Annotated in this window: 20 protein-coding genes; 14 read left to right on the top strand and 6 right to left on the bottom strand. The window is 64.5% G+C overall.

Going from position 1 to position 23,712, the window contains the following annotated elements; all coding sequences use genetic code 11:
* The first annotated feature begins 54 nt into the window (after nucleotides 1–54).
* The 7 genes from ACQY7X_RS09225 to ACQY7X_RS09195 all read left to right on the top strand — a co-directional run bounded on the left by ACQY7X_RS09225 (nucleotide 55) and on the right by ACQY7X_RS09195 (nucleotide 9,184).
* Entirely contained in the window at nucleotides 55–2,298 is a 2,244-nt protein-coding gene (locus tag ACQY7X_RS09225; protein WP_428249615.1) for a GumC family protein, read from the top strand.
* A 123-nt stretch (nucleotides 2,299–2,421) separates the two neighbouring features.
* On the top strand, nucleotides 2,422–4,401 hold the full coding sequence (locus tag ACQY7X_RS09220; protein WP_428249614.1) for a glycosyltransferase: 1,980 nt from the start codon (nucleotides 2,422–2,424) through the stop codon (nucleotides 4,399–4,401).
* A complete protein-coding gene (locus tag ACQY7X_RS09215) occupies nucleotides 4,398–5,126 on the top strand; it encodes a class I SAM-dependent methyltransferase (RefSeq protein WP_428249613.1) in 729 nt (242 codons plus the stop codon). Before ACQY7X_RS09220 ends, ACQY7X_RS09215 begins: the two co-directional genes overlap by 4 nt.
* Complete coding sequence (locus tag ACQY7X_RS09210; RefSeq protein WP_428249612.1) at nucleotides 5,113–5,838, top strand: polysaccharide deacetylase family protein; 726 nt, start codon at nucleotides 5,113–5,115, stop codon at nucleotides 5,836–5,838. The genes ACQY7X_RS09215 and ACQY7X_RS09210 overlap by 14 nt, the downstream gene beginning before the upstream one ends.
* A gap of 15 nt (nucleotides 5,839–5,853) precedes the next feature.
* Nucleotides 5,854–7,044: a glycosyltransferase family 4 protein gene (locus tag ACQY7X_RS09205; RefSeq protein ID WP_428249611.1), complete on the top strand. Its 1,191-nt coding sequence runs from the start codon at nucleotides 5,854–5,856 to the stop codon at nucleotides 7,042–7,044.
* On the top strand, nucleotides 7,041–7,814 hold the full coding sequence (locus tag ACQY7X_RS09200) for a WecB/TagA/CpsF family glycosyltransferase (protein ID WP_428249610.1): 774 nt from the start codon (nucleotides 7,041–7,043) through the stop codon (nucleotides 7,812–7,814). The genes ACQY7X_RS09205 and ACQY7X_RS09200 overlap by 4 nt, the downstream gene beginning before the upstream one ends.
* A complete protein-coding gene (locus tag ACQY7X_RS09195) occupies nucleotides 7,811–9,184 on the top strand; it encodes an O-antigen ligase family protein (RefSeq protein ID WP_428249609.1) in 1,374 nt (457 codons plus the stop codon). The genes ACQY7X_RS09200 and ACQY7X_RS09195 overlap by 4 nt, the downstream gene beginning before the upstream one ends.
* Here ACQY7X_RS09195 and ACQY7X_RS09190 read toward each other — a convergent pair.
* Nucleotides 9,173–9,673 (bottom strand): hypothetical protein, encoded by a 501-nt coding sequence (locus ACQY7X_RS09190; RefSeq protein WP_428249608.1) that lies wholly within the window; start codon nucleotides 9,671–9,673, stop codon nucleotides 9,173–9,175. The genes ACQY7X_RS09195 and ACQY7X_RS09190 overlap by 12 nt on opposite strands.
* Here ACQY7X_RS09190 and ACQY7X_RS09185 point away from each other — a divergent pair.
* The 5 genes from ACQY7X_RS09185 (at nucleotide 9,656) to pgmG (ending at nucleotide 16,722) form a co-directional block, all read left to right on the top strand.
* Nucleotides 9,656–10,750 carry a hypothetical protein gene (locus tag ACQY7X_RS09185; protein ID WP_428249607.1) on the top strand — a complete coding sequence of 365 codons (1,095 nt, stop codon included), beginning with the start codon at nucleotides 9,656–9,658 and terminating at the stop codon, nucleotides 10,748–10,750. The genes ACQY7X_RS09190 and ACQY7X_RS09185 overlap by 18 nt on opposite strands.
* A gap of 114 nt (nucleotides 10,751–10,864) precedes the next feature.
* Entirely contained in the window at nucleotides 10,865–11,980 is a 1,116-nt protein-coding gene (locus tag ACQY7X_RS09180) for a glycosyltransferase (protein WP_428249606.1), read from the top strand.
* Between the two features lie 191 nt (nucleotides 11,981–12,171).
* Nucleotides 12,172–13,518 (top strand): O-antigen ligase family protein, encoded by a 1,347-nt coding sequence (locus ACQY7X_RS09175; protein WP_428249605.1) that lies wholly within the window; start codon nucleotides 12,172–12,174, stop codon nucleotides 13,516–13,518.
* A 359-nt stretch (nucleotides 13,519–13,877) separates the two neighbouring features.
* Nucleotides 13,878–15,314 (top strand): mannose-1-phosphate guanylyltransferase/mannose-6-phosphate isomerase, encoded by a 1,437-nt coding sequence (locus ACQY7X_RS09170; RefSeq protein ID WP_428249604.1) that lies wholly within the window; start codon nucleotides 13,878–13,880, stop codon nucleotides 15,312–15,314.
* Nucleotides 15,307–16,722, top strand: a complete 1,416-nt coding sequence (gene pgmG / locus ACQY7X_RS09165; RefSeq protein WP_428249603.1) for a phosphoglucomutase/phosphomannomutase PgmG — start codon at nucleotides 15,307–15,309, stop codon at nucleotides 16,720–16,722. The genes ACQY7X_RS09170 and pgmG overlap by 8 nt, the downstream gene beginning before the upstream one ends.
* Here pgmG and ACQY7X_RS09160 read toward each other — a convergent pair.
* Complete coding sequence (locus ACQY7X_RS09160) at nucleotides 16,719–17,615, bottom strand: 2OG-Fe(II) oxygenase (RefSeq protein WP_428249602.1); 897 nt, start codon at nucleotides 17,613–17,615, stop codon at nucleotides 16,719–16,721. The two genes, pgmG and ACQY7X_RS09160, sit on opposite strands and share 4 nt — an antisense overlap.
* Nucleotides 17,616–17,868: 253 nt before the next feature.
* Here ACQY7X_RS09160 and ACQY7X_RS09155 point away from each other — a divergent pair, with 253 nt between their 5' ends.
* The gene (locus tag ACQY7X_RS09155) at nucleotides 17,869–18,798 is read left to right on the top strand and encodes a serine kinase (protein WP_428249601.1); all 930 of its coding nucleotides are present in this window, start codon (nucleotides 17,869–17,871) and stop codon (nucleotides 18,796–18,798) included.
* The gene (locus ACQY7X_RS09150) at nucleotides 18,795–19,661 is read left to right on the top strand and encodes a sulfotransferase domain-containing protein (protein WP_428249600.1); all 867 of its coding nucleotides are present in this window, start codon (nucleotides 18,795–18,797) and stop codon (nucleotides 19,659–19,661) included. The genes ACQY7X_RS09155 and ACQY7X_RS09150 overlap by 4 nt, the downstream gene beginning before the upstream one ends.
* A 29-nt stretch (nucleotides 19,662–19,690) precedes the next feature.
* Here ACQY7X_RS09150 and ACQY7X_RS09145 read toward each other — a convergent pair whose 3' ends face one another.
* From ACQY7X_RS09145 to ACQY7X_RS09130, 4 genes are all read right to left on the bottom strand, one after another.
* A complete protein-coding gene (locus tag ACQY7X_RS09145; RefSeq protein ID WP_428249599.1) occupies nucleotides 19,691–21,622 on the bottom strand; it encodes an asparagine synthase-related protein in 1,932 nt (643 codons plus the stop codon).
* A 137-nt stretch (nucleotides 21,623–21,759) separates the two neighbouring features.
* Nucleotides 21,760–21,933: a hypothetical protein gene (locus ACQY7X_RS09140; RefSeq protein ID WP_428249598.1), complete on the bottom strand. Its 174-nt coding sequence runs from the start codon at nucleotides 21,931–21,933 to the stop codon at nucleotides 21,760–21,762.
* A 135-nt stretch (nucleotides 21,934–22,068) separates the two neighbouring features.
* The gene (locus ACQY7X_RS09135; RefSeq protein ID WP_428249597.1) at nucleotides 22,069–22,383 is read right to left on the bottom strand and encodes a PqqD family protein; all 315 of its coding nucleotides are present in this window, start codon (nucleotides 22,381–22,383) and stop codon (nucleotides 22,069–22,071) included.
* 245 nt (nucleotides 22,384–22,628) lie between these two features.
* Nucleotides 22,629–23,690: an ABC transporter ATP-binding protein gene (locus ACQY7X_RS09130; protein WP_428249596.1), complete on the bottom strand. Its 1,062-nt coding sequence runs from the start codon at nucleotides 23,688–23,690 to the stop codon at nucleotides 22,629–22,631.
* Between the last annotated feature and the right edge of the window lie 22 nt (nucleotides 23,691–23,712).

The raw sequence follows: 23,712 nt of genomic DNA, 5'->3' as shown, positions 1-23,712 counted from the left end.
GAAATTCCAAACTTGCGATGGTAAGAGCCGTCAAGCTTCTGTGGGACAAGAACCATGAATTCCAGCATTCCGCCGGCCAGGCCGGCAAATTCTTGGCTTGCTCGCGCCCAGGAGGCCGGCACGCATAACAGCATTGCGCAGTATCTGCGTATTCTGTGGCGCAGTCGACTGTTAATCGTCGGCGTCACGCTGCTGATGATCATCGCCATGCTGGTGGCGCTCAACATGATGACGCCGCTGTATACCGCAACGGCAAAGGTGATGATCGATCCGCGCCGGACGCGGCTGTTCGATACCCGGGAAGTGCTCACATCGCTGCCGCCACAACTCGTCACCGTGATGAGCGAGGTCGAAGTCGTCCGCTCGCGCAATGTCGCCTCCAGGGTGGCCGACAAGCTCGATGCCTGGAATGACCCGTTCTTCAATCCGGCGCTGCGCCCCCGGCAGACTTCGTGGATCAGTGAAGTGCGTGCCAAGATCGATGAACTGCTCGATTTCGACGCCATTTTCGGCACAACCAAGGATACCAAGAAGGAAGTGGTCGAGGATACTGCCGACAGGGTGATGCAGAGTGTGCTGAACAGCGTCAGCGGCCCCCTCGCGGTGGTGCCGGTGCAACAGTCGCTGGTGATGCAGATCAGCTTCACCTCATCCGATCCACGGCGCAGTACCCTGGTGGCCAACACTTTCGCCGAGCAGTATGTGCTCGACCAGCTCGAAAACAAGTTCGAGGCCACGCGGCAGGCGGCGACCTGGCTGACCTCTCGCCTCGATTCCCTGCGCAATGCGGTGATCAGTTCCGAGCGCGCCGTCGCGGAATATAAGGCGCAGAATAATCTGCTCGACACGCGCGGCAGCCAGCCGACACAGCAGCAGCTTACGGAACTGAATTCACAGCTGATCCTCGCCCAGGCCAAACGCGCCGAACTGGAGGCGCGGATTACCCGAATTGAAGCCGAGGTGAATTCCGACGGTTCCGGCAACTCGCTGGACCAGCTTGTCGATTCACCACTGGTCCAGCGCCTCAAAGAGCAGGAAACGCTGCTTGACCGCGAAATTTCCGACCTTGCCACCAAGTATCGCGACAAGCATCCGCGCATGGTCAAGGCAATGGCCGAGAAGGAGGAACTGCGTCGCAGGCTGGTGAATGAGGTCGGCAAGCTGACCCAGGGCCTGCGCAGTGAGCTGCAGATCACCCGTGGCCGCGAAGGTGGCCTGCGCGAACAGATCCGCAAGATCGAAGGCACCATCCGCACCCAGGGCCAGGCCAGCATCAAGCTGAATCAGCTGGAGCGTGAACTGACCTCGAACCGACAGATCTACGAAGCGTTTCTGCAACGCTCGAAGGAAACCTCGGAGCAGGAGCAGGCGCAGCAGCCGGAAGCCCGGATAATCTCGCGCGCATCGCTGCCCGGCGCCCCCAGCTCGCCGAAGCGCGGCCTGTTCCTTGCCGCCGCAACGATGCTCGGCATCATTCTCGGTGCCACCCTGGCACTGCTGATCGACGCCCTGCGGAATACCTTCGTCAATCGCGAGCAGCTTGAGAATTTCGCCGGCCTGCCATCACTTGGCGCCATTCCGCTGGCACCAAGCAGCAAGCAGGTGTCGGAATATCTGCTGAAGAAGCCGCATTCCGCCTTTGCGGAAAGCCTGCGCAGCATCTGGGTTGCTCTCAAGCACAGCGGCCGCCAGCAGATACCGCGCGTCGTCGTTGTCACCTCTTCACTGCCGGGTGAAGGCAAGAGCGTCACCGCACTGTCCATGGCCCGCGCCATTGCCCTGCTCGGCAACCGGGTTGCCCTGGTCGATTGCGATCTGCGGCGCTCGTCACTGGCGGACAAGGCCGACCTCAAGGTGGAGGCTCATCTGGGCCAGGTGCTGACCGGCACCAAGACCGCCAGTGAGATCGTGGTGCATGACAAGGTGCAGAATCTGGATATCTACCTGGGCCAGACCCTGGCCCTGCCGCCGCTGGAATTGCTTACCTCCGAAGCCATGCATGGCTTCATCAATGAACTGCGCAGCAAGTATGATCTGGTGATCCTGGATTGCCCGCCGGTGCTGCCGGTGTCGGATGCCCATGTACTGTCGCGGCTTGCCGATGGCGTGGTGTTTCTGGTGCGCTGGAACCAGACGCCGAAAGACGCGGTCAAATCCGGCCTGCGAACGCTGGACGAGATCGGCGCGAATGTCGTCGGCCTGGTGCTGACACAGGTCAATGCCCGCAAGCAGGCGCGCTACGGCTACGGCGACACCGCCGGCTATCAGAAATACTACAAGTCCTACTACACAAACTGAGGCCGGCGTGCGCAGAGACGGCCCTGATCCCGCTGTTGCGGTGGCCCCGGCTGTCAGCGCCCCGGTACACCGCTCGGTATACCGCTCCGGCGCCTGCATAGCCGCTCCGCAGCGGGCGGCATAATGGTGTCCCGGCATATCGTCACCGCCATCGCCTGCCATAACCGGCGCGAGACCACCCTTGCCTGCCTGGCGGCGCTGGAGCGGCTGAGCCTTCCCGACGCCTGCCGGCTTTCCGTGGTGCTGGTGGATGACGGCAGCAGCGACGGCACCGCTGCTGCAGTGCAGGCTCGTCATCCCGACACGGTGATCATTCCCGCTGATGGTTCGCTCTACTGGGCCGGAGCCATGATCCTGGCGGAGCGTCGCGCTCTGGAGCTTGGCGCCGATTTCGTGCTCTGGCTCAACGATGATGTGACGCTGGAAGCCACGGCGCTGCAGACCCTGCTGCACACCAGCGATGCGGGCGGCGCGGCAATCGCCGTGGCCTGTCTGGCCGATCCGGATACCGGCGCGGCATCCTATGGCGGCCAGCGTGCCGCCAGCCTGTGGCACAGGCTGCGGCTGCGGCTGATCAGTGCTGATGGCACGCCACAGCCATGCGATACCTTCCAGGGCAATTGCGTGCTGGTACCGGCCGAAATCTGCCGGCGAATGCAGGGTATCGACCCGGTGTTCCTTGGCGTGCAGGGCATGGCCGATACGGATTACGGTTTCCGCGCCACGCGTCTTGGTATCCCATTGCTCACCACACCGGAGGTGGTGGGTTATTGCCGGCTCAACCGCGCTCTGCCGCCCTGGCGCCAGCCCAGGCTGCGCCGGCTGGAGCGGCTGCGCAGCATTTTCGGACCCCGCGGCATGCCGCCGAAAAGCTGGGCCAGATTCGCCGCCCGCCATGGCGGCCCGCTCTGGCCGTTGATCTGGCTGCTGCCACAGTTCAAGGCCGCCTATGCGGCGCTGACCGTGCCCTTCCGCCATACCGGACCACTCGCGGTCTCGCTGGTGGAAGGCATCGCCACCATCTACCGCCTGCCTTTCTATCGCGGCCTGGCCGACCGGCAGGATATCGCCTTTCATGTCTATGACGGCGCAGCCCGGCCGGGACGCACCGCCGACCAGGCCGCCCTGCCGCTGCCGCTACCCGCCAGCCGGGGCCTCAATCTCTACTGGCCGGATCGCAGCGGCCGCATTGCCTGGAGCAGCGGTGCGCTTGCCACGCTGCGCCACGGTTATGATGCCGTGGTGGTCGGGCAGCATATTCACGACCTTTCGCTCTGGATGGTGTGGCTGTGGCGCATCCTGTGCGGCCGGCCGCGCCTGCTGGCGATGGGACATTTCCGGGTCGATGGCTCCGGCCTGCTGCCCTGGGCGCGGCGGCTGTTCCTGAAGCGGATCGATGGCGCGCTCTGCTACACGGAGGCAGGCCGCGATGCCTGCCTGCGCCACGGCCTGCCGCGCGACCATGTCACCGTGATCGGCAACACACTCGATACCGCCAGCCTGCTCGCCCTGGCGGCAGAGCGGCGCGACCGGCGCGAGCAGCTGCGCCGCCAGCTTGGCGTGGCGGAGCATGAAGCCATCTTTCTGCTGGTGGGACGGCTGTATGCCGAACGGCGCAGCGACATGGCGGTGGCGGCGGTTCAGGAGCTGATCCGCCGTGGTTTCGCCTGCCGGCTGGTGGTGATCGGCGACGGCCCGCTGCGCGACCAGGTGACCGGCCAGCCGGGCGTCACCTGGCTTGGCCGCATCTACGACGAGGCGGTCCTGGCCGACTGGTTCGCCGTGGCCTTCGCCATGGTGATGCCCGATGCCATCGGCCTGGCGGCCGTTCACGCCCTGGCCCATGAAGTGCCGGTGATCAGCCTGGCGAATGGGCGTGCGCATGGCCCGGAATTTGGCTATCTAGAACAGGGCAGGACAGCCCTGCTCGCTACCGATGCCACCGGCCTCGCGGATCATATGCAGACACTGATCGAAACCCCGGCGCTGCGGCACGAAATGGCCGAAGCCTGCCGCCAGACGGCTGAGCGCCTGTCGATCAGCGGCATGGTCGAACAGGTCTGCGCCGGTATTCTGCGGGCCGCCGGGGCGGCGCAGAAATGACCCTGGCCCTGTTAAAGCCGGCCTATCGCCGCCTGCTCGACCTGATACTGGCCGAGCGCCACGTCGTGCGCCGCTTCATGGCGCGGCAACTGCCTGCCACCGGCGCGCGGCTGGCGCTGGATCTCGGTGCCGGCGCTTCGCCGTTCCGGGCCGCCATGCAGCAGGACCTACCCGGGTTGCGGGTGGTGGCAAGCGACCGGCAATGGCGCGATGTCGATCTGGTTGCCGATGCCGCCCGGCTGCCCTTCGCTGCCGGCAGCCTCGATCTGGTCAGCGCCTTCCAGTTGCTGCAATACACCGAGAGCACGGCGGTGCTCTCGGAAATCCGCCGCGTGCTGCGGCCCGGCGGCCACTGCCTCCTGCTCTGCCCCTGCCTCGTCGCCAGCACCAGCCCGGCCGATCAGCGGCGCTGGACCCTGGAAGGACTGGCGGCGGAAGTGACCCGCGCCGGCTTCACGCCGGTAGCGCAAAACCGGATCGGCGGCATCATCCTGACCATTACCGGACTGGCGGCGCAGGCGGTTTCCTTCTCCAAGGTCGGCTGGATCGCCGCGCGCCAGGATCACGGCGGCATTGGCGGCCTGCTGCGCCTGGCCTGGAATCTCGTCGTGCCGCTGCCGCTGCATCTGCTCGGCCTGATCCTGCTGCCGCTGGATCAGGCATTGCCGGCCTCGCGTTTCTATATCGGCAGCATCATCCTGGCGCGCCGGAATGACGATGACTGATCCGGCGCTCTGCCTGTCCTGGGATGACGGCCATCCCGCCGATTGCCGCGTCGCCGAGCTGATGCTGCGCCATGGCCTGCGCGGCACCTTCTTCGTGCCGCTGACCAATATAGAAGGCTTGCCGGTGCTGGCGGCGCCGGCATTGCGGCAGCTTGCCGGGCAGGGCTTCGAAATCGGCGCCCATGGCGTTGATCACCGCCGCCTCACCAGCCTGCCGCCAGAGCAGGCGCGGCAGCAGATCGCCGATGGCCGGCACCGCCTGGAAGACATGCTCGGCATGCCGGTCGCCGGCTTCTGCTATCCAGGCGGACGGCATAATACATTCATCCGCACCGCCGTCGCCGCCAGCGGCTTTGCCTATGGCCGCACCACGCAGATGTTCCGCCTTGATCCCGGCGACGATCCCTACCGCATGCCGACCACCGCGCAGCTCTTTCCCCATGACGGCATGGCGTTGCTGCGCAACTGGCTGCGCCAGGGCACGGGCGGCGACCGCCTGCGCCATGCCTGGCGGCTATGGCGCTCGGCCGATCTGCCCGCCGCCTGCGCCACATTCGCTGCCGAGGCGGCCAGCCGTGGCGGCGTGCTGCATCTGTGGGGCCATTCCTGGGAAATCGCCGACGACGACCGTTGGGACTGGCTCGACCGCCTGTTCGCCACGGTTGCCGCCGTGCCTGGACTGCGCCGCGCCACCTGCGCCGAATTGCCATGATGATCGGGAGCCGCGATGCGTGTCCTGATGGTTCATAGCCGCTATCGCCAGCGTGGCGGCGAGGATGTGGCGGTGGATGCCGAGATCGCGGCGCTGCGGGCAGCGGGCGTCGATGTGGTGCCGTTCTTCGGTGACAACAACATCTTGACCGACAAGTCGGCCATAGCTGCCGGCCTGCATGCCCTGTGGTCGACGCAGACTCTACAGCAGTTGCGGCACCTGATTGCCGAAACCGCGCCGGACGTCATGCATGTGCACAACACCTTCCCCGGTCTTTCCGCTTCGGCCTACACTGCCACGCAGGGGCGCCGCATCCCGATCGTGCAGACGCTGCATAATTTCCGCCTCTTTTGCAGCAACGCGCTGCTGCTGCGCGAAGGCGAGCCCTGCACCCGCTGCCTCGGCGCGGCTTTGCCCTGGCGTGGCATCCAGTTCGCCTGCTACCGCGAGAGCCATGCCGCGAGCGCCATCGTCGCGGCGCAATCGATGATCCACCGGCTGCTCGGCGCGCGGCAGGTCGCGCGCTATATCGCGCTGTCGCAATCATCGCGCGAGCTTTTCATTGCCGGCGGCCTGCCGGCGGAGCGCATCGCCGTCAAGCCGAACATCATTCCCGATCCCGGGCCGGATTCCAGCCCGGATCGCAGCAATGCGGCGGCCGGCAGCCCTGCTGCCGCGCCACGCCAGGGCCTGCTGTTTGTCGGGCGCCTGTCCCCGGAAAAGGGTCTCGATACCGTATTGGCGGCGCTGCACGGGATGGATGTGCCGCTGACCGTTGCCGGAGATGGACCGCAGGCCGCGGCATTGCAGGCCGCGTCGCCGCCGCATGTGCGCTGGCTCGGCGCGGTGCCGCCCGCCGAAATATCCAGGCTGATGCGGCAGGCCGCCCTGCTGGTTTTCCCATCGCGGGCCTTCGAGAATTATCCCATGGCGCTGGCGGAAGCGATGGCCCATGGCCTGCCGGTCCTGGCCTCGGATCGCGGCGCGATGCGCGAGATGCTGCAGCCCGGCCATACCGGCTGGCTGGTGCCTCCGGGCGATGCCGTGGCATGGCGCGACGCCATTACCGATCTGCTGCGGCGGCCGCAGGATCTGGCAGCGGCGGGGCAGGCGGCACGCGCCCATTACCTGGCACATCTGGCGCCGGCGCGCATGGTGCAGCGTCAACTCGATATCTACCAGACGGCAATCGGGGCCGCCACATGACACTGCCTGAAACCGATATCCTGGGCCTGCGGATTCATGCCGTCGATCTCGCCGCCGCCCTCGCCTGGGCAGAACAGAGCATCCGGCAGGCGCGGCCTGCCTATGTCTGCCATGTCAATGTCCACACCCTGGTTGAAAGCTGGCGCGATGCCGCGCTGCATGCCGCGCTGTCCTCGGCCACATTGGCCGCACCCGATGGCATGCCGCTGGTCTGGCAGGCACGGCGGCAGGGCCAGCCGGGCACCGGCCGCGTCTACGGCCCGGATTTCATGACCGCATTACTGGCAAGCACGGCGCAATGGACCGACCGGCCATGCCGGCATTTCTTCTATGGCTCGACGCCGGCGGTGATGCAGGGGCTGCTGGCGGCGATACGCGAACGCCATCCCGCCACGGTGATCGCCGGCGCGCTGACACCGCCTTTCCGCCCGCTGACCGCCGAGGAAATGGCACAGCATCGCGCCGCCATCGATGCCAGCGAGGCCGATGTGGTGTGGATCGGCCTCGGCGCGCCCCGGCAGGAAATCTGGATGCATGCCAACCGTCCGCTGCTGCGGGCGCCGCTGCTGGTCGGGGTTGGTGCCGCCTTCGATTTCATCGCCGGCAACAAGCGGCAGGCGCCGCTCTGGATGCAGCGCGCCGGGCTTGAATGGTGCTTCCGCATGGCGACCGAGCCGGCAAGGCTGGGGCCGCGCTATGCCAGCACGATTCCGCCCTTCCTGTGGCGGCTGCTGCGGGCCGAGTTCGCGGCATGGGGGGCACGCCGATGACGACGCACGAAAACACCCCGGCTGAAGCGGTAAAAACCGGCATGGCCGGCTGGATGGTGCTGACCATCGTGGTAACAGCGCCGCTGCCGCTTGGCGCGGCGCGGCCCTGGAGCGCGGCCCTGCTCGGCACATTGCTGGGCATCGCCTTGCTGTTCTGGGCGGCGGCGCGGCTGCGCGATGCCGCGCCGCCGCGCATCGGCCTGCGCCGTCTGGCCTGGCCTGCCGGCCTCTATGGCATCGCCGTATTGTGGGGGCTGTGGCAGACCCTGCCCTGGGTGCCGCAAGCCTGGATGCATCCGCTCTGGCCGGAGGCTGCTGCCGTGCTGGGGCCGCTGCATGGCACGGTTTCGATCACGCCGCTGGCCGGCCGCGACGCGGTGATGCAGCTGCTGGCCTATGCCACCACCTTCTTCCTGGTGCTGCAGCATGGCCGTGACTCAAGCTATGCCTGGCGCCTGATCGCTGCCATCGCGGTAACCTCCGCACTTTACGCCGCCTATGGCATCGCGAATGTCATCGGCGGCTGGGAGATGATCGGCCCGCTGGACAAATGGGCCTATCGCGGCCTGGTGACCGGCACCCTGGTCAACCCCAATCACTTCGCCACCCTGAGCGGCTTCGGCCTGCTCTGCTGCCTGGCATTGCTGCAGCGTGACAGCATGCCGCCACAGCAGCCGGCGCTTGGCCGCCGTATATTCTGGCTCTGCCTGATTGCGATCCTGATCCTGGCGCTGCTCCTCACGCAATCCCGCGCCGGCATGTTCTCCACGGCCTGTGGCATATTGCTGCTGCTGTCGATCATCGCCTGGCGGCGGCATAACCGCGCACTGGCCTGGATGCTGATTGCCAGCCTCGCCATCTGTGCCAGCGGATTGCTGCTGGTGGATAGCAGCCAGACCGCGACCTGGCTCGCCTCGGCTAATCACCGCTTCGAGGTTTTCCAGTTGACCGTCGTGCTGACTGCCGAACGCCCCCTGCTCGGCACCGGCCTTGGCAGTTTCCAGGATGCCTTCAGCGCCATCCGCGCGGTCGGCATGGTGCCGAACTGGAATGCGGCGCATAACACCTATCTCGAACTGGCACTCGAACTCGGCATCCCTGCCACGCTGGCGCTGCTGGCGGCCCAGGGCTGGCTGGTCTGGCGCTGCCTGCACGGCATGCTGCGCCGCCGCCGGCACTGGCTGATCTGCGCCGTGGCCTGTGCCGCCAGCCTGCAGCTGGCACTCCATTCGCTGCTGGATTTCAGCGCCCAGATTCCGGCGGTGGCCGTGTGCTGGGCGGCGCTGCTTGGGATCGGCGTGGCGCAATCCTGGTCGTCGCGACGCAAATTGAGCCAGCCTGAGCTGGAGGCCGAGACCTCAGCGGCGTGACGGCTGCTGCAGCGACATGATGAAGTTGTAGCGGTGCAGGAAAGCCGCGACCATCTCGGGTGAGTCCGCCATTTGATCGGTGATCAGCATCCCGGCGCGGTATTTCACCGCGATCTCCGCCGTAAGGCCATCCTGCCACGCCCATTGGCGCAGGGTAAGGATACGGAAAGCCGCCTGCTCCTGCTGGTTCAGCACCGGCCATAGCCGGATACCCAGTTCGAACAGCCGGGTGGTGAGGCTGGGCGAAAAGCCTTCCGTAAGCACCGCCAGGCGGAAAGCAGCCGTGGCCTGTGGCAGCGGCACAATCCCCCGCTCGCCAAGCCAGGCCATGAAGGCCCAATCCCTGGCCCGGCCGGGCGCCTTGGCCAGGGCGGCTTCAAGCGCCAGGCGGCTCTGTTGCTGCAGCCCGGGGGCCTCGGCGCGTGCAGACAGTACCGCGCGGTCGTAAAGCTGCTCCGCGATCAGGCTGTCATGGCGCGGCAATGCCATATTATTGGCAAAAAACTGCCGTTTTTCCTGAGACGCCAGAGTGTCCTGCCAGAAAAACACCGCCTCCGTGGCCAGCCGCGGCACTGCCAGGACCAGGCCACAGAAGGCCAAGGCCAGCGCGGCATAGGCGGCAGCCGGGTGCCGGCGGCGCCGGACCGGGCTGCCGTGAGGGGGCGGAAGGACAGACGGCTGGATGCTCATCTCACTTGTTGTATTCAACAGAAAACCCAATGGGCGGGCAGCTTTAGCTGGAAGTTTGCCGCACCTTCCGCTAGTCTGTCCATAGCACTGGAACAATCCTGGCTTAAGGTTACCGCCATGCTCAAGCGTATACTTGTCGCCGCCGCGATGTCGCTGGCCGTGTTCACCGGCATGGCGGCGATGCCGTCCCACGCCCAGCAAGACCAGCAGGCGCTCACTGCCCTGCCCCCCGCCCTGCGAGCCGCGGTGCTGTCTGGCAACAGCAGCGCCATCACCGCCGCGATCAACACGCTTTCCGGCGGCAACCCGGCGCAACAGGCAAATTTTGCCAATCTCGTGGTGACGGCTGCTGAAGTGATTCTCGCGACCAACCCGCAGGCTGCGGTGGCCGCCGCTTCCGCCGCGGTTTCGGCGGTTAATGCCATTCCGGTGCAGACTTCCAGCCCGCAGCAGGCGCTGAGCACGGTGACGATCGCCTCGCGCATCTTCCTGCGGCCGGAAGTGATTGCCACTGCGCCGCAGATTGCGGCGTCTGGCTCCGTGATGGCGACCCAGGTGGCGTCTTCTCCCAGCGTTTATGCCGCCAATCCCACCGCCGCCATCTCAGTGATGAGCAACGCCTATCAGGTGGTGACCAATCAGACCGTCGCTGCGGCTGCGCCGGCCGCGGCCACAAGTGTCGTCAACACACTGAATCAGGCGTCCCAGAACAACAGTCTCAACAGCGCCAATCCCTCCAACGGCTCCCAGATCGCAGCCATCCTGAATCAGCCCCGCGAGACGGGCGGCAACGTCAACAACAACAATAGTGGCAACACCGCCGAGCCGGTGGTTCGTGAGAACCCTGTTTATGCGCCAAACGCCAGCCCGACCTGATCCGGGCTGATTATTCAGCCCTTAGATTTCCTGCCTATCGTTGCCATCAATGGCCGGGATGCACGCCAATCCCGGCCATTATTCATTCTGCGCCATGAATGAAGCCGGCCCTGCATGACCCAGGTTGCCAATTCCCGCCGCGTGCTTTTCATTCTTGGTGAACTGACTCATTCCGGCCTGGAGAAGATGCTGGAAGCCTCGGCCGGCCTGTGGCAAGCCGCCGGCCTTCAGCCGCATATTCTTGCCATCGGCGCGAAGCCCGGCGATTTCGCGCCCCGGCTTGAGGCCTGCGGCTACACGCTGCATCACATTCCCTTCGCGCGTTCGCCGCGCTTCGTTGCGGCATTGCTGGCCTTCCATCGCCGGCATGGTTTCGAGATCGTGCATATCCATACCGAGCAGGCAGCTTTCTGGCATGCCCTGGCCGCGCGGCTGGCGCGGAGCGATACGCGCCTGTTCCGCACGGTTCATGCCGTATTCCGCTTCGATGGCCTGCTGCGCTGGCGCCGGCTGCTGCAACGCTGGCTGATGCGGCATCTGCTGCATGTCGGCTTCACCGCGCCCAGTCCATCGGTCGCCGAACATGAAGCCGCGATCTTCCGCAATCCGATGCCGGTGCTGCCGAACTGGCTGAGCCTGCAGCCGCCCTTCACCCCGGAGTGGCGCGCCGAAGCCCGCAGCGCGCTGGCGATAGATGATGCCACTTTCGTCATTGCCTCGGTCGGCAATTGCGAGGACACCAAGAACCATCGCGCCCTGCTGGAGGCGCTTGCCGCGCTGCCCGGCGACCGGCCATGGCTGTATCTGCATGTCGGCAGTTCGGCCGAGGAGGCCGGCGAGCAGGCACTGGCAGCGCGGCTCGGCATCGCCGGCCGCTGCCGCTTCCTGGGACGCCGCCCTGCAGCTGAAATCTTTGCTGCCGCCGATCTTTTCGCCATGCCCTCGAAACAGGAAGGCTTCGGCCTCGCTGCCGCAGAGGCGCTGTCCATGGGCCTGCCCTGCGTGCTGTCGGATGTTCCCGGACTGCGCGATTTCTCGCCTTATGCGGCGGCAATATCCTGGTGCGATCCGCAATCACCAGCAACGATCGCTGCGGCTATTCTCGCCCGCCTGCAAGCGCCGCAGCGGTATCCCGCCATTGCCGGGCAGATCCGGAATGCACTTGCGGCTGATGCCGGCGTGCGACGCTTCATCACCCTCTATGCCGGCCATAGCAGCCAGGACACATAGCGCGACGCAGATCAGCCCGGGCTGGCAGTTGCTGCGGCCATGCCTGTTACCGTACTCTGCCGACGTCATTCCGCCGCCCAGCCTGGCTGAGGCGCCGGCTGCCGCGACGTAGCGGCACCTGGCGAGGGCGTGGCAAACAGAGGGCCGATGACACAAGCGACGCCTTACCGCCGCCGCATTGCGAGGCCGGCATGGAATTGACTGACTTTGCCATCATCTTCGGCACAGTCGGGCTAGCCCTCTTCGCCGTGATCATAACCCTGCGCTGGGAACCGATGATGGTGCTGGTGCTGGCCAGCGCCATGGTGGAAACATATTTCGGCCTGGATGTAGGCATCGAAGTAGATAACCTGATGCTGCGCCTGACGGATGCCATCGCCGTGATGGCCGTTGCCGCCGCCCTCCTGAGATTTTTCGCCATTCGCCAGATCGATGTCTCGGTGCGCTGGTGGCTGCTTGTCAGTATTTGCTGGGGTGTTGCCGCGCTGTATGGCAGCACGATCTATGGCCTGGCAACCGCACTCAACTTCTATCGCCAGCATTTCTATCTGTCCGCGATAGCCCTCTACCTGATGACGTTCCACCTGTCGGCTGCCGATATCCGCCGCGCCGCCATCATCTGGGTAGGAGCCGCCACCATCATCATGGCCTACAGCCTGCTGGCCAAGATCGACCCCTCCCTAATAAGCGACTTCGTAGTCGAAGCCAGCAATATGGGTATCTATAGCACCTATAACGCCTATGCGTCGGAACGCGTGATCGTGGCCGGCGCCGCCATGGTCATGTGCCAGGCAGCCCTTATCTGCCTGGGTGGCTGGGCCGCCATGAAGGGGGCCTTGTTCATGCGCCTGCTGACCATTGCCCTCATCATCATGATGTTCCTGCAGTATCACCGCACAACATGGCTGGCCTTCATCGCCGGGGCGATTGCGATGGCACAGACAAACCTGCGCTACTTCGCACGGCTGGCGCCGGTGGGTGCGCTCGTGGTCTGCATTGTCGCAATTCTCTGGCTCACCGGATTGGCGGCGGGCCAGGATTTCCTGACACCTGCCGTGACCCAGGCGATCAGCGAGCCGCTTGATGCCAGACAGAGCACTGCCATCTGGCGTATCGAGGGCTGGCGTATCCTGGTTGGGGAAGCAATCGCGCAGGGGCCGTTCCGCATTCTTTTTGGCGGCGGCTTCGGCGTCGGCTATGAGCGCCAGATCGGCAACGCGAGCATCATCTTCTCGCCCCACAACATGTATGTAGAGATATTCCTCAATAGCGGCCTGATCGGCCTGCTGCCGATGCTGGCTTTCTTCGCCAGCCTGCTGCGCCGGGCATTCGCTTTGCAGCGCGCCGGGATACCGACAGACGGCCTGGACCCCTCGGTTGCCGTGGCCCTGATTGTCAGCATCCTGGTCTACTGCGTCAGCTACAGCCTGGGGCATGACCAGGCCGTGCTGATTGGCCTGCTGACCGCCGCCCTGGCCTCGCAAGCCTCCGTGCCGCAGCGGCAGGAGCAAGACAGCCGGCTTTCGGCGGTTCGTTAATTGACGTCCCGAAGACTAAACGGGCTTATCGCAGCGCGCGATTCCGCAGCAGCAGATCGAACTGCGTGAGATAGCCGGGATCCGGCTGGCAGGCTTGCATCCCCCGTGGCATTGCAGCACAGCATTTCCCAATCCCGCGCGGCAATGCAGGCATCGTCTGGAAGGGTGGCAGAACAGGCCGGATTCAAGCCAGCAGGCAGCCCCGCCGGGATGCCGCCATGCAGCGGCTGGAGCTTCACCAGGGCGGCAAGATGAATTAGCTTCGGCTCAGGGTCAGACCAGCCGCCCGCCTGCCAGCGGCCTGGCTGCGCTCCTGTCCGCTTCACTTCCGCTGTATGTAACTGACCACCGGTTCGCGCATGACTCTGGCTGATCCGATTGTTCCCGTGATCCTGTGTGGCGGCAGCGGCAAGCGGCTGTGGCCGCTGTCGCGCGAGTCGAAGCCGAAGCAGTTCCTGAAACTGCATGGCGAGGATACCCTGCTGCAGGCCACGGCACGGCGTTTCACCGGCCCTGGCTTTGCACCTGCCTGGTATCTTTGCAACAACGAGCACCGCTTCCTGGCCGCCGCGCAATTGCAGGAAGCCGGGCAGCCCATGGACCAGATCATCCTGGAGCCGGCCGGACGCGGCACTGCCGCCAGCGCCGCCCTGGCCGCCCTGGCCAGCCTGCGTGGCGATCCTGCTGCCGATCCGCTGCTGCTCGTCGCGCCTTCGGATCACATGATACGGCAACCGGAAATCCTGCTCGATGCCGTGCGGCGGGCGGCACCGGTAGCGCGCGCCGGATGGCTGGTTACCTTCGGCATCCGGCCGGATGCACCGGAAAGCGGCTATGGCTATATCCAGGCCGGCACACCCCTGCCCGGCGCCGAGACCGGCTTCCACCAGGTCGCGCAATTCATCGAGAAACCGGCGCGTGCGCGCGCCGAAGCCTTGCTGCGCGAAGGTGGCTTCTACTGGAATAGCGGCATTTTCCTGTTCTCGGCACGCAGCTTCCTGGCCGAGCTGGAGCGCCATGCTCCCGCCATCCTGGCCGCCTGCCGCGCCGCCTTGCAGGGTTGGCATCGCGACCTCGATTTCTGCCGCATCGATGCCGATGCTTTCCTCGCCTGCCCCGCCGGCGCCATCGACACGGCGGTGATGGAGCGCACGGCCCGAGCCGCCATGCTGCCGCTGGATGCCGGCTGGAGCGATATCGGCACCTGGTTCGCGCATTGGCAGGGCGGCGCATCCGATACCGATGGCAATCTGCTGCAGGGCCATGTGCATGCCCAAGGCAGCAGCAATCTGCTGCTGCATAGCGAAGGCCCGCTGGTGGCGGTCACCGGCATCTCCAACCTGATGGTGGTGGCGTCGGAGGATGCCGTGCTGGTGGCGCCGCTGGATCCGCATGCCGATATCCGGGGCTTGGTGGAAGAACTGGAGCGCCGCGAGCATCCCGAAGTGAAGCAGGGCCGGCAGAGCCATCGCCCCTGGGGCTCGTTCCGCGTCGTTGATGCCGGCGTGAATTATCAGGTGAAGCATCTGCTGATCGCGCCAGGCGCCAGCCTGTCACTGCAAAAGCACGAGCACCGTGCCGAGCATTGGGTGGTAGTGAGCGGCACCGCGCGCGTTACCCAGGGCGACAAGGTGTTCCTGGTGCGGCAGAACGAGTCGACCTATATCTCGCCGGGCATGAAGCACCGGTTGGAGAATCCCGGTGACACGCCGCTGCGCGTCATAGAAATACAGACCGGCAGCTATTTCGGCGAGGATGACATCATCCGCTTCGAGGATGATTTCGGACGTGTCTAGCGCACATCTCCTTTCGCCGCAGATCCTGCGTGAATACGATATCCGCGGCATTGTGGGCGATACGCTGGAAACTGCGGATGCGCGCGCCATCGGCCAGGCTTTCGGCAGCATTGTGGCCCGCGCGGGTGGCCGCCGGGTGGCGCTGGGTTATGACGGTCGGCTGAGTTCGCCGCAATTGGCCGAGGCGCTGGGCGATGGCTTGCGTGCCGCCGGGCTCGATGTGCTGCTGGTAGGACGCGGACCATCGCCGATGCTGTATTTCGCGGTCCACCATCTGGACGCTGATGCCGGCGTGATGGTGACCGGTTCGCATAATCCGCCGGATCACAACGGCTTCAAGTTCATGCTCGGGCGGCAGCCCTTTTTCGGCCCCGGCATCCAGGAGATCGGTATCATCGCCGCGTCTGCCGCCTGGCACCAGGCAGCCCCGGGCCTGCTGCGGCAGCAGCCGGTTTTCGGTGACTACGTGGCGCGGCTGCTGCGCGATGCCAAACCGGATCGGCCGCTGACCATCGCCTGGGATCCAGGCAACGGCGCCGCCGGTGAAGTCGCCTCGGCGCTGGCAGCAAAGTTGGCCGGGCGGCATTGCCTGATCAATGCCGAGATCGACGGCCGCTTCCCGGCGCATCATCCCGACCCTACGGTGCCGGAAAATCTGCGTCAGCTTCAGGCCCTGGTGGCAGACGAGCAGGCCGATATCGGCTTCGCCTTCGATGGCGATGGCGACCGCATCGGCATTGTCGATGCAGGCGGCGGCATCATCTGGGGCGACCAGATCCTGGCCCTGCTGGCGCGCGATGTGCTGCCGCGCCATCCCGGGGCGCCGATCATCTTCGATGTCAAATCCAGCCAGATGCTGTTCGATGAAATCCATCGCCTGGGCGGACGGCCGGTGATGTGGAATACCGGACATGCACCGATCAAGCGCAAGATGCTGGAAGAGAAAAGCCCGCTGGCCGGCGAAATGAGTGCGCATATCTTCATCGCCGACGGCTATTACGGATTCGACGATGCGCTCTATGTCGCCTTGCGCTTCCTTAATCTGGCAGCCGCGACTCCAGGCGGCGCACGCAAGCTGCGCGAAAGCCTGCCGCGCCTGTACAACACCCCGGAAGTGCGCCTGGAATGTGGCGAACTGCGCAAATTCAGTCTGATCGAAGCCTTGCGCGCCGATCTGCTGCGCGATGGCGCCAACATGATCACCCTGGATGGCGTGCGGGTGCGGCATGAGCGGGGCTGGTGGCTGCTGCGCGCTTCCAACACGCAGCCGATCCTGGTGGCACGGGCCGAGGCGGAGAGTCCCGCGGCGCTCGAATTACTGATCGACGAGATCGATGGCCGGCTTGCCGCGCAGGGCTTTACCGGCGCGGGTCTGGCGATACGCGAGCGGCTACAGGCCAGCACTTAATTGCGATGCAGCCAGCCATTCACTGTCCAGCGCCCGTCGAGCAGATCAGCCGACGGGCAGTCAATCCGCGTTACCGTATGGAATCGGTTCGACTCGAAGAAGACCAGGGAATTATGGGTCGGGTCGATGCGGGTGAAGCTGAAATCATCACCACCGGATTGAACCTTTCCAGACGCATCGAATAGCAGCAGGTCGCCGCCGGTAAACCGGCGTGGCTCGCGGTGGAAATAATAGATGAAGGTGACATGCCGTGCCCAGGATGGCGAGGCGGGATCGGCTGAAGCATCCTTGTGGATGTTGAAGAAGCCACCATGGCCATGGCCTGTAACCTGCAATTCACGCCGCCCCACCGCAAAGCCGGCAAGACCAAGCCGCGGCAGAATGTCGGTGCGCGCCATCAGATCTTCCAGCCAGGGCAGAAACCAGGCACGCACCATGCCGGCCTGATCGAGGCGCTGGGCAATGCGCTTCGCTTCATCGACCCGGGGGATCGCGCCGCCCTCGTAAACCCCGGCCGGCTGGAGACCAGCCTTCTGCTCTTCCAGCACCCGCCAGAGATCCTGCTGCTGCTCGGCAGACAGCATGTTGTGCAGATGCACGAAAGGCGCTGGGCCGGACGCATCGGCCGGCAGCGGTTCGCCCACGAGAATCGCCATCCCGGCTTTTGCCGCCAGATCACCGGGATCAAGGGCCAGGAGAGCACGATAGGTTGCCGTGGCCTCGGCCTGGCGCCCAAGGCCACGCAGCAGGCTGGCCCGGCGATGCAGGCCAAGGCGATCCGTTGGAACAAGGCGCGCATCCAGCCCGGCCAGCAGTTGTTCGAGTATGGCAGGGTGCGTGAGCCGCTCGACAAGTGCAGGAGGTACCGCATCGGCAATGGGTATCTGGCTCATTCAATCCCCGTCGCGGCCATGACTCCGCCACCCACGAACAGCGCACCGGCGGACGGCACATCCAAGCGGCAGCCTAGCAGATTCCGCATTGCGCGGCAGCGGGCTTCAAATAAGCCGGCATACCAGCGTGCAAATGATGCTGGACCCCATGGATCGCTTCAGCGATGATCCGCATATCATCGCCAGGATGTGATAAAAGGACGTCCGGTGCGAGACCTGAAGTCATGCGGGATTCGCTGTTTGGCCGGACGGCATGAATGACTATCAACTCTTTGGCTGGCGCCTGCGCAGCAGCCTGCCCCTAGCAGAACTTCTGCCATGGCAGGGCGACGACCGCACGCCCGATGTGATGGTCGAGATCGGCACGGTACCGCCCCCGGACTCGCACTCGACGCAATTCAGCCCCGCCATTCACATCAGCCCAGCCACTCACTTTGGACCGGGCGGCGTGCACATCGCCATCCCGGCGGTTGCGACATACTGGGTGGAGGCGGGAAAGCGCGTGATCGTGCAGCCGGTGCTGGCGGAAACGGCACCCGATATTCGCGTCTTTCTGCTCGGAACGGTTCTGGCGATCCTGTGCTTCCAGCGCGGGCTGTTGCCTCTGCATGCCAGCGCCGTGGAAATCAACGGGCGCGCCCTGCTGCTGTCAGGTCATTCGGGAGCCGGCAAATCGACATTGGCAGCAGCCCTTGCCGGCCAGGGTCATCGCCTGCTGAGCGATGATCTATGCGCGCTGGAAACCAGCGGGCCAGCACCGAAAATCCTACCCGCATTTCCGCGCCTGAACCTGTGGCAGGATACGGCCGAGCAGCTTCAGATCGCCGTCGAGGGGTTGGAGCGCAGCCGGGCGGCATTGCAGAAATACCACGTTCCTATGACCACGGCGCATTTCCGGACGGAGGCGCTGGCCCCTGCCCGGATCATTTTTCTGCGCCCCGAGCCTGTGCCAGAGCGGCGCCAGCCGCGCCTGCTGGGCGGCGTGGAGGCGCTGCGGCGCTATGATCTGGTGCATCGCTGGCGGCTGGGTCTGGCGCTGGGCCGGCAGGCGGCGATGTTCACGGCAATGGCGCGGCTGCTTGAAGCTGTGCCGGCCTTCGAACTGGGCCGCAGCGAGGATTTCGCCGATCTTCCGGTGCTGGTCGACGGGATACACGCGCTCATGACGGCAGCCCCGGAATGACCGGAATCTACTGGCTCGCCTCCTACCCGAAATCGGGAAACACCTGGCTGCGGCTGCTGCTCCATTCCTATTTCGCCGGCGGTGCAGCCGTTGACATCAACAGCATGACTTCAGATGACGGGCATATCAGCGACCGCGCCCAGTTCGACGAGGCCATCGGCCTGGCGGCATCGGACCTGACCGATGCGGAAATCGCCGCCTGGCGGCTGACCGCATTGCAGAATTGGGCCAGGACGCTGACGCGGCCCGCCTATCTGAAAACCCATGACATCCGCCTGCCAGCGGCAGGAGCCGTTATTGCCGAGCCCGGGACTTCAGGCCATGGCGGCGCCACCCTGGGTGCGATCTATCTGGTACGCGATCCCCGCGATGTGGCGCTTTCGCTTGCCCGCCATATCGACCGCAGTATCGATGAAGCAATAGACCTGATGGCAACGCGCGACCAGGTGATGAACCAGTCGCGCCGCCGGCTCAGGCCACGCCTGCCCGAAATATGGGGCAGTTGGAACCAGCATGTCGAAAGCTGGCATCAGCCGGCATCCTTCCCGGTTCATGTCATTTCATATGAGTCTTTGCGGGCGGAACCTGAAGCCACCTTTGCGGTGGTTCTGGCAGCCTTGCGGCTGCCGCTTGATCAGACGGCGATAAAGGCAGCCGTCGCCGCCACGGCGCTTGAGATTCTGCGCGCACAGGAAGCGGCGAAAGGCTTCATCGAGTGGCCCGGCGCACGCGGATTCTTCGGTGAAGGCCGCGTGCAGGGCTGGCGCGACCGGCTGACCGCCGCCCAGATCGCCCGGATCGAGTCCGATCATGGCCCGGCCATGCGGCGCCTGGGCTACCTGGGCGAAGATGATGCCGATTGAGAACAGCGCCGATGCCTGCACCTGGCGCTTCAGCTGTTGCCGCCCTCGCTCCAACGGATGAAGCGGCCATTCTGGATGGCACGCGGCAGCATATGCTCATACTCGAAGCGCCGTGATTTTGCCGCCTCGGCATCAGTTGGCCATTGCTCGATCATCTGCTTGAGGCGCGGCAGATCGAGCATGTCCGCGGCCAGGGGCACATTGGCCAGGCGTTCGATCTCGGCAGCGAAATTGCCCCGCTGCGCGGTGATGCGGGCGAACCATTCCGGATTCTGCTGACCGATATTGCGGTCATCGACGATGATTGACGGCAGCCGCCCGGCAAGCGCGCGCCGTATCAGGCTGCGGGTACGCCCGCCCCAGAGATATTGCTCGCGCGGTACGGCGATGCAGAAATCGACGAGATCCGGGTCGGCAAAGGGGTCGCGCTGCTCAATCCCGTAATAGGCGCGCAGGCTGAGCCACATCTCCAGATTCCGGGTGCGGCGGTTATGCAGGAAATTCGCCTGGAGCTGCCGGCTATCGGTCTGGTGCAGAAACATCCCGTCTTCACCGGCGGCCCACAGCGCCTCATCGAAGCCGATTGCACGGGCAAATTCCGGACGCATGGCAGATGTCCGCGCCCAGGCATGCTTTCCGCGATGCTTGAGCCGCCACAGACTGTCCCGCAGCTTCGGCGGCAATGCCGTCAGCAGGATATGGGTCTTCAGATGAGGCCAGATCGAACCGCCGCGATAGCGGATGGCCGGAACAGCGAAGCGCAGCAGCTTGTCGATGCGTCCGGCGCGGGCAAAATCGCTCATGCCACGCAGCCCGTCGAAACTCAGGCACATATTGCCCATCGAGCCCATCAGCAGCACATCATGCCCATCGGCGCGGGCCGCGCGGTAGGTGGGATCGAACCAGCCGAAGTGATTGGACAGGAAGAAGGTCCGCCCCCCCATGGCAAAGAAGGGGGTGGGGTCGTCCTCGAAGCCCACGGGGCCATCGGAATGATAGAAGCCGGGCCGCAGGTTGGGATAGCGCGCAGCCAGAGCCTCGACCTTCTCCTGCTCGCTATCGTACCAGCCGGCCCGCCCTTCGATTATCTGGCCCGGCTGCGGCACTGCCGTATAGGTCTGCACCAGGGCTGGTGAAGCATGCAGCGCGGCAGACGCAGCAACCGACGAACTGTCGAGCCCGCCCGAAACCATCACGCCGGGTATCCGGCGGCCGCGCAGGCGGACCTTCACGGCCCGATCGAGAAGTTCGAGCGCGGCTTCGGCATAATCCTGCGGTTTCGGCAAATGCAGGCGGCGGTTCGGATCCGGCCGCCAGAAGGCCCGCTCGCGAACACCCTGTGCCGTTGCAGTCAGATGAGTGCCGGGCGGCAGCAGGCGGATATTCCTGTAATGCGTATCTGCAGGATCGGCGATGTGGACACTGAAATACAGCGCCAGCTGCAGCGGATCGAGTTCCTTGGGGACGCCCGGAAATTGATGCAGGGCGCTGAGAATCGTGGCGAACCAGAAACCTTTCGGCCGGGCATGCCAGTAGACGACGCGCATCGCCATGGGCGACACAGCCATGTCCACCTGGCGTTTCCGGGGATCCCACAGCGCGAAGGCATAATCCCCCTTGAGCCGCTGCAGGCCATCGAAGCCATGACGATCCAGCCAGGCAGCGGCGACTTCCGAATCCGTCGCCTCGGGCGCCAGGTGCAGGGCCTGGATAACCTCGGCCGGTTCGAACAGATAACCGCTGAAAAGAATGACCCGGCCCGCCCCATCCGGAACCGGCTGGCGCTCGCGGTAATCCTCCTCGGTGACCCTGCGCTGCGCCAGGGCCAGGGCCGCCATGTCATCAGACCAGATTCTCGGCTTTGGCAGCCCGGCATCGAAGAAAGCCGAACCCGCCCGCGCGCGGTCATCGCGGGTCTGCTCTTCCGCTTCGAAAGCAACATATCCACGAAAATGCGTCATGCTAGTTGCGCCCGAAGGAGAAAGGCTTGGGCAAACCGCAGGATGCCCAGGCAATCCGGGCCGGGCACTTCAGAGGACAGCGGCTTGGCGCTTGATGGGAAGCAGCATCCAGCTGAGCCGCAGTCCCCGGTCCGAATTCACGACAGGGCCGTGGGCGTGCCGTCCGTACCCGGATTTCCTTCATAGCGCGTGAATTCGGCAATCGAGAATTTCGCAATCGAACGCATCGGCGCCACCCATACCGGACGGGTAGTAGCTGGCGGCATTCGGCTAGGCAGAGCCTCGGTCTGACCGTCTTGCTGCTGCTGCATCAGAGTCATCCATCGCTTTTACAGGCTGATTGAACGGCACAAGCCGCAGCCCTTCAGCATGCATAGATATGCACTTAAAATACATATACACCATAAATGGTGTCTTATTCCATATATATTACAGCTGTGGAAAATTTATCCAACCACACCACTCTCCCTGGTTTCAGCCGGGCCGGCAGTGCCGATAATCATGCTCTGCGCCGCCAGATAGCCCAGGAATTCCAGCGTATCGGCCTGAACCGTATCAATCGGCGTCTGATAGGAGGCTGCCAGGCTTGCGCACAGATCGCGCACGCGGACAGGTTCTTTGAGCATTTCCCAGATCGCCCGGCTGGTGGCGGTAAGGGTGTAATATTGGCCGGTTTCGGCATTCATCAGAACGGTTTCATTCTGAATGTCCGCATCCAGAATGATCTTGTTCCGCATGACAATCGTGTCCAGCAGGATCATGGTCTTTCCAGCCAGTGCTCATCCCTTGGTCCCGGCCATGATATCGGCAAAATCGACAAAAAGAAAAAGCCCTGAAAGCTCGCGCCTTTCAGGGCTTCTGAATTTATCTGGCCAGCTTATGCGCTGTCGGGCTGCAGCTTCAGCAGATCTTCAGAAATCCATCAGTGAAACACTGGCCTGGGATACCCGGCCACCATCGCGATCATATGTGGCGTCTGGACACGACACAGCAACTGGCACGCCAACTAGTTGCCCTGGCTAATTCGGCCCCCGGTGGCGCGGTCGAAGAGATGCACCTGTTCAACGATTGGCCGGACATGGATCGTCTGGCCGGCCTCCACTGTCAGGCGTTGGCGCAACAGGATGCTAAGATGATCGCCGCCGAGCCTGCCATGCAGCTGGGTCTCGCTGCCCAGCGGCTCAACGACATCGATCAGGAAGGGCAGACCATCGGTACCGCACTCCATATGCTCGGGCCGGACGCCATAGATCGCTTCTGCCGCATAGCGCGGTGCGTTTGCCGAGAGCGGCAGTACCACGCCGGCTGAAGTAACGAAGCTGCCATCCTGAATCTGGCCGGACAGGAAATTCATCGCTGGCGAACCGATAAAACCGGCGACGAAAGTATTGGCCGGCTTGTCGTACAGCTCCAGCGGCGCACCAATCTGTTCTATGCGGCCACCCTGCATGACAACGATCAAGTCGGCCATGGTCATCGCCTCGACCTGATCATGGGTGACATAGACCATGGTGGAATTGAGGCGCTGATGCAGTGCCTTGATTTCGGTGCGCATCTGCACCCGCAGCTTGGCATCCAGGTTGCTGAGCGGTTCATCGAACAGGAAGACTTGCGGATCGCGCACGATGGCGCGGCCCATCGCCACGCGCTGGCGCTGGCCACCCGATAGCTGGCGCGGCAGGCGGTCCAGCATGTTCTCCAGGCCCAGAATGGCCGCCGCATGCTTGACCTTGCGCTCGATCTCGGCAGCCGGGGCCTTCTGCAGACTGAGCGAGAAAGCCATGTTCTTCGCCACGGTCATATGCGGATAAAGCGCATAATTCTGGAATACCATGGCGATATTGCGCTCCATCGGCGGCAATTCATTCACCACCTTGCCGCCGATGCCGATATGGCCCGAGCCGATTTCCTCCAGCCCGGCGATCAGACGCAGGAGCGTGCTCTTGCCACAACCCGATGGGCCGACCAGCACCACAAAGGCGCCATCCGGAATCTCGAATGAGACATCCTGGAGGATGCGATGCTGGCCAAAGGACTTGCCGACACGATCGATCTGAACCGAAGCCACGTTATTCTCCTGAACTATCCTG

This window comes from Ferrovibrio sp. (genome assembly GCF_965278975.1).
Classification (GTDB): Bacteria; Pseudomonadota; Alphaproteobacteria; order Ferrovibrionales; family Ferrovibrionaceae; genus Ferrovibrio.
Note: the sequence above shows the minus strand (reverse complement) of the source record. Positions and strands in the feature narration are given on the sequence as shown.

Excerpts from the sequence above, each read along its gene's own strand:
- ACQY7X_RS09220 (WP_428249614.1), top strand. The coding sequence starts at position 2,422 with ATGGTGTCCCGGCATATCGTCACCGCCATCGCCTGCCATAACCGGCGC.
- ACQY7X_RS09155 (WP_428249601.1), top strand. The coding sequence starts at position 17,869 with ATGAATGACTATCAACTCTTTGGCTGGCGCCTGCGCAGCAGCCTGCCC.
- ACQY7X_RS09200 (WP_428249610.1), top strand. The coding sequence starts at position 7,041 with ATGACACTGCCTGAAACCGATATCCTGGGCCTGCGGATTCATGCCGTC.
- ACQY7X_RS09160 (WP_428249602.1), bottom strand. The coding sequence starts at position 17,615 with ATGAGCCAGATACCCATTGCCGATGCGGTACCTCCTGCACTTGTCGAG.
- ACQY7X_RS09145 (WP_428249599.1), bottom strand. The coding sequence starts at position 21,622 with ATGACGCATTTTCGTGGATATGTTGCTTTCGAAGCGGAAGAGCAGACC.
- ACQY7X_RS09135 (WP_428249597.1), bottom strand. The coding sequence starts at position 22,383 with ATGATCCTGCTGGACACGATTGTCATGCGGAACAAGATCATTCTGGAT.
- ACQY7X_RS09195 (WP_428249609.1), top strand. The coding sequence starts at position 7,811 with ATGACGACGCACGAAAACACCCCGGCTGAAGCGGTAAAAACCGGCATG.
- ACQY7X_RS09175 (WP_428249605.1), top strand. The coding sequence starts at position 12,172 with ATGGAATTGACTGACTTTGCCATCATCTTCGGCACAGTCGGGCTAGCC.
- ACQY7X_RS09185 (WP_428249607.1), top strand. The coding sequence starts at position 9,656 with ATGGCGCGGCAATGCCATATTATTGGCAAAAAACTGCCGTTTTTCCTG.
- ACQY7X_RS09190 (WP_428249608.1), bottom strand. The coding sequence starts at position 9,673 with ATGGCATTGCCGCGCCATGACAGCCTGATCGCGGAGCAGCTTTACGAC.
- ACQY7X_RS09215 (WP_428249613.1), top strand. The coding sequence starts at position 4,398 with ATGACCCTGGCCCTGTTAAAGCCGGCCTATCGCCGCCTGCTCGACCTG.
- ACQY7X_RS09210 (WP_428249612.1), top strand. The coding sequence starts at position 5,113 with ATGACGATGACTGATCCGGCGCTCTGCCTGTCCTGGGATGACGGCCAT.
- ACQY7X_RS09150 (WP_428249600.1), top strand. The coding sequence starts at position 18,795 with ATGACCGGAATCTACTGGCTCGCCTCCTACCCGAAATCGGGAAACACC.
- ACQY7X_RS09140 (WP_428249598.1), bottom strand. The coding sequence starts at position 21,933 with ATGCAGCAGCAGCAAGACGGTCAGACCGAGGCTCTGCCTAGCCGAATG.
- ACQY7X_RS09205 (WP_428249611.1), top strand. The coding sequence starts at position 5,854 with ATGCGTGTCCTGATGGTTCATAGCCGCTATCGCCAGCGTGGCGGCGAG.
- ACQY7X_RS09180 (WP_428249606.1), top strand. The coding sequence starts at position 10,865 with ATGACCCAGGTTGCCAATTCCCGCCGCGTGCTTTTCATTCTTGGTGAA.
- ACQY7X_RS09170 (WP_428249604.1), top strand. The coding sequence starts at position 13,878 with ATGACTCTGGCTGATCCGATTGTTCCCGTGATCCTGTGTGGCGGCAGC.
- ACQY7X_RS09225 (WP_428249615.1), top strand. The coding sequence starts at position 55 with ATGAATTCCAGCATTCCGCCGGCCAGGCCGGCAAATTCTTGGCTTGCT.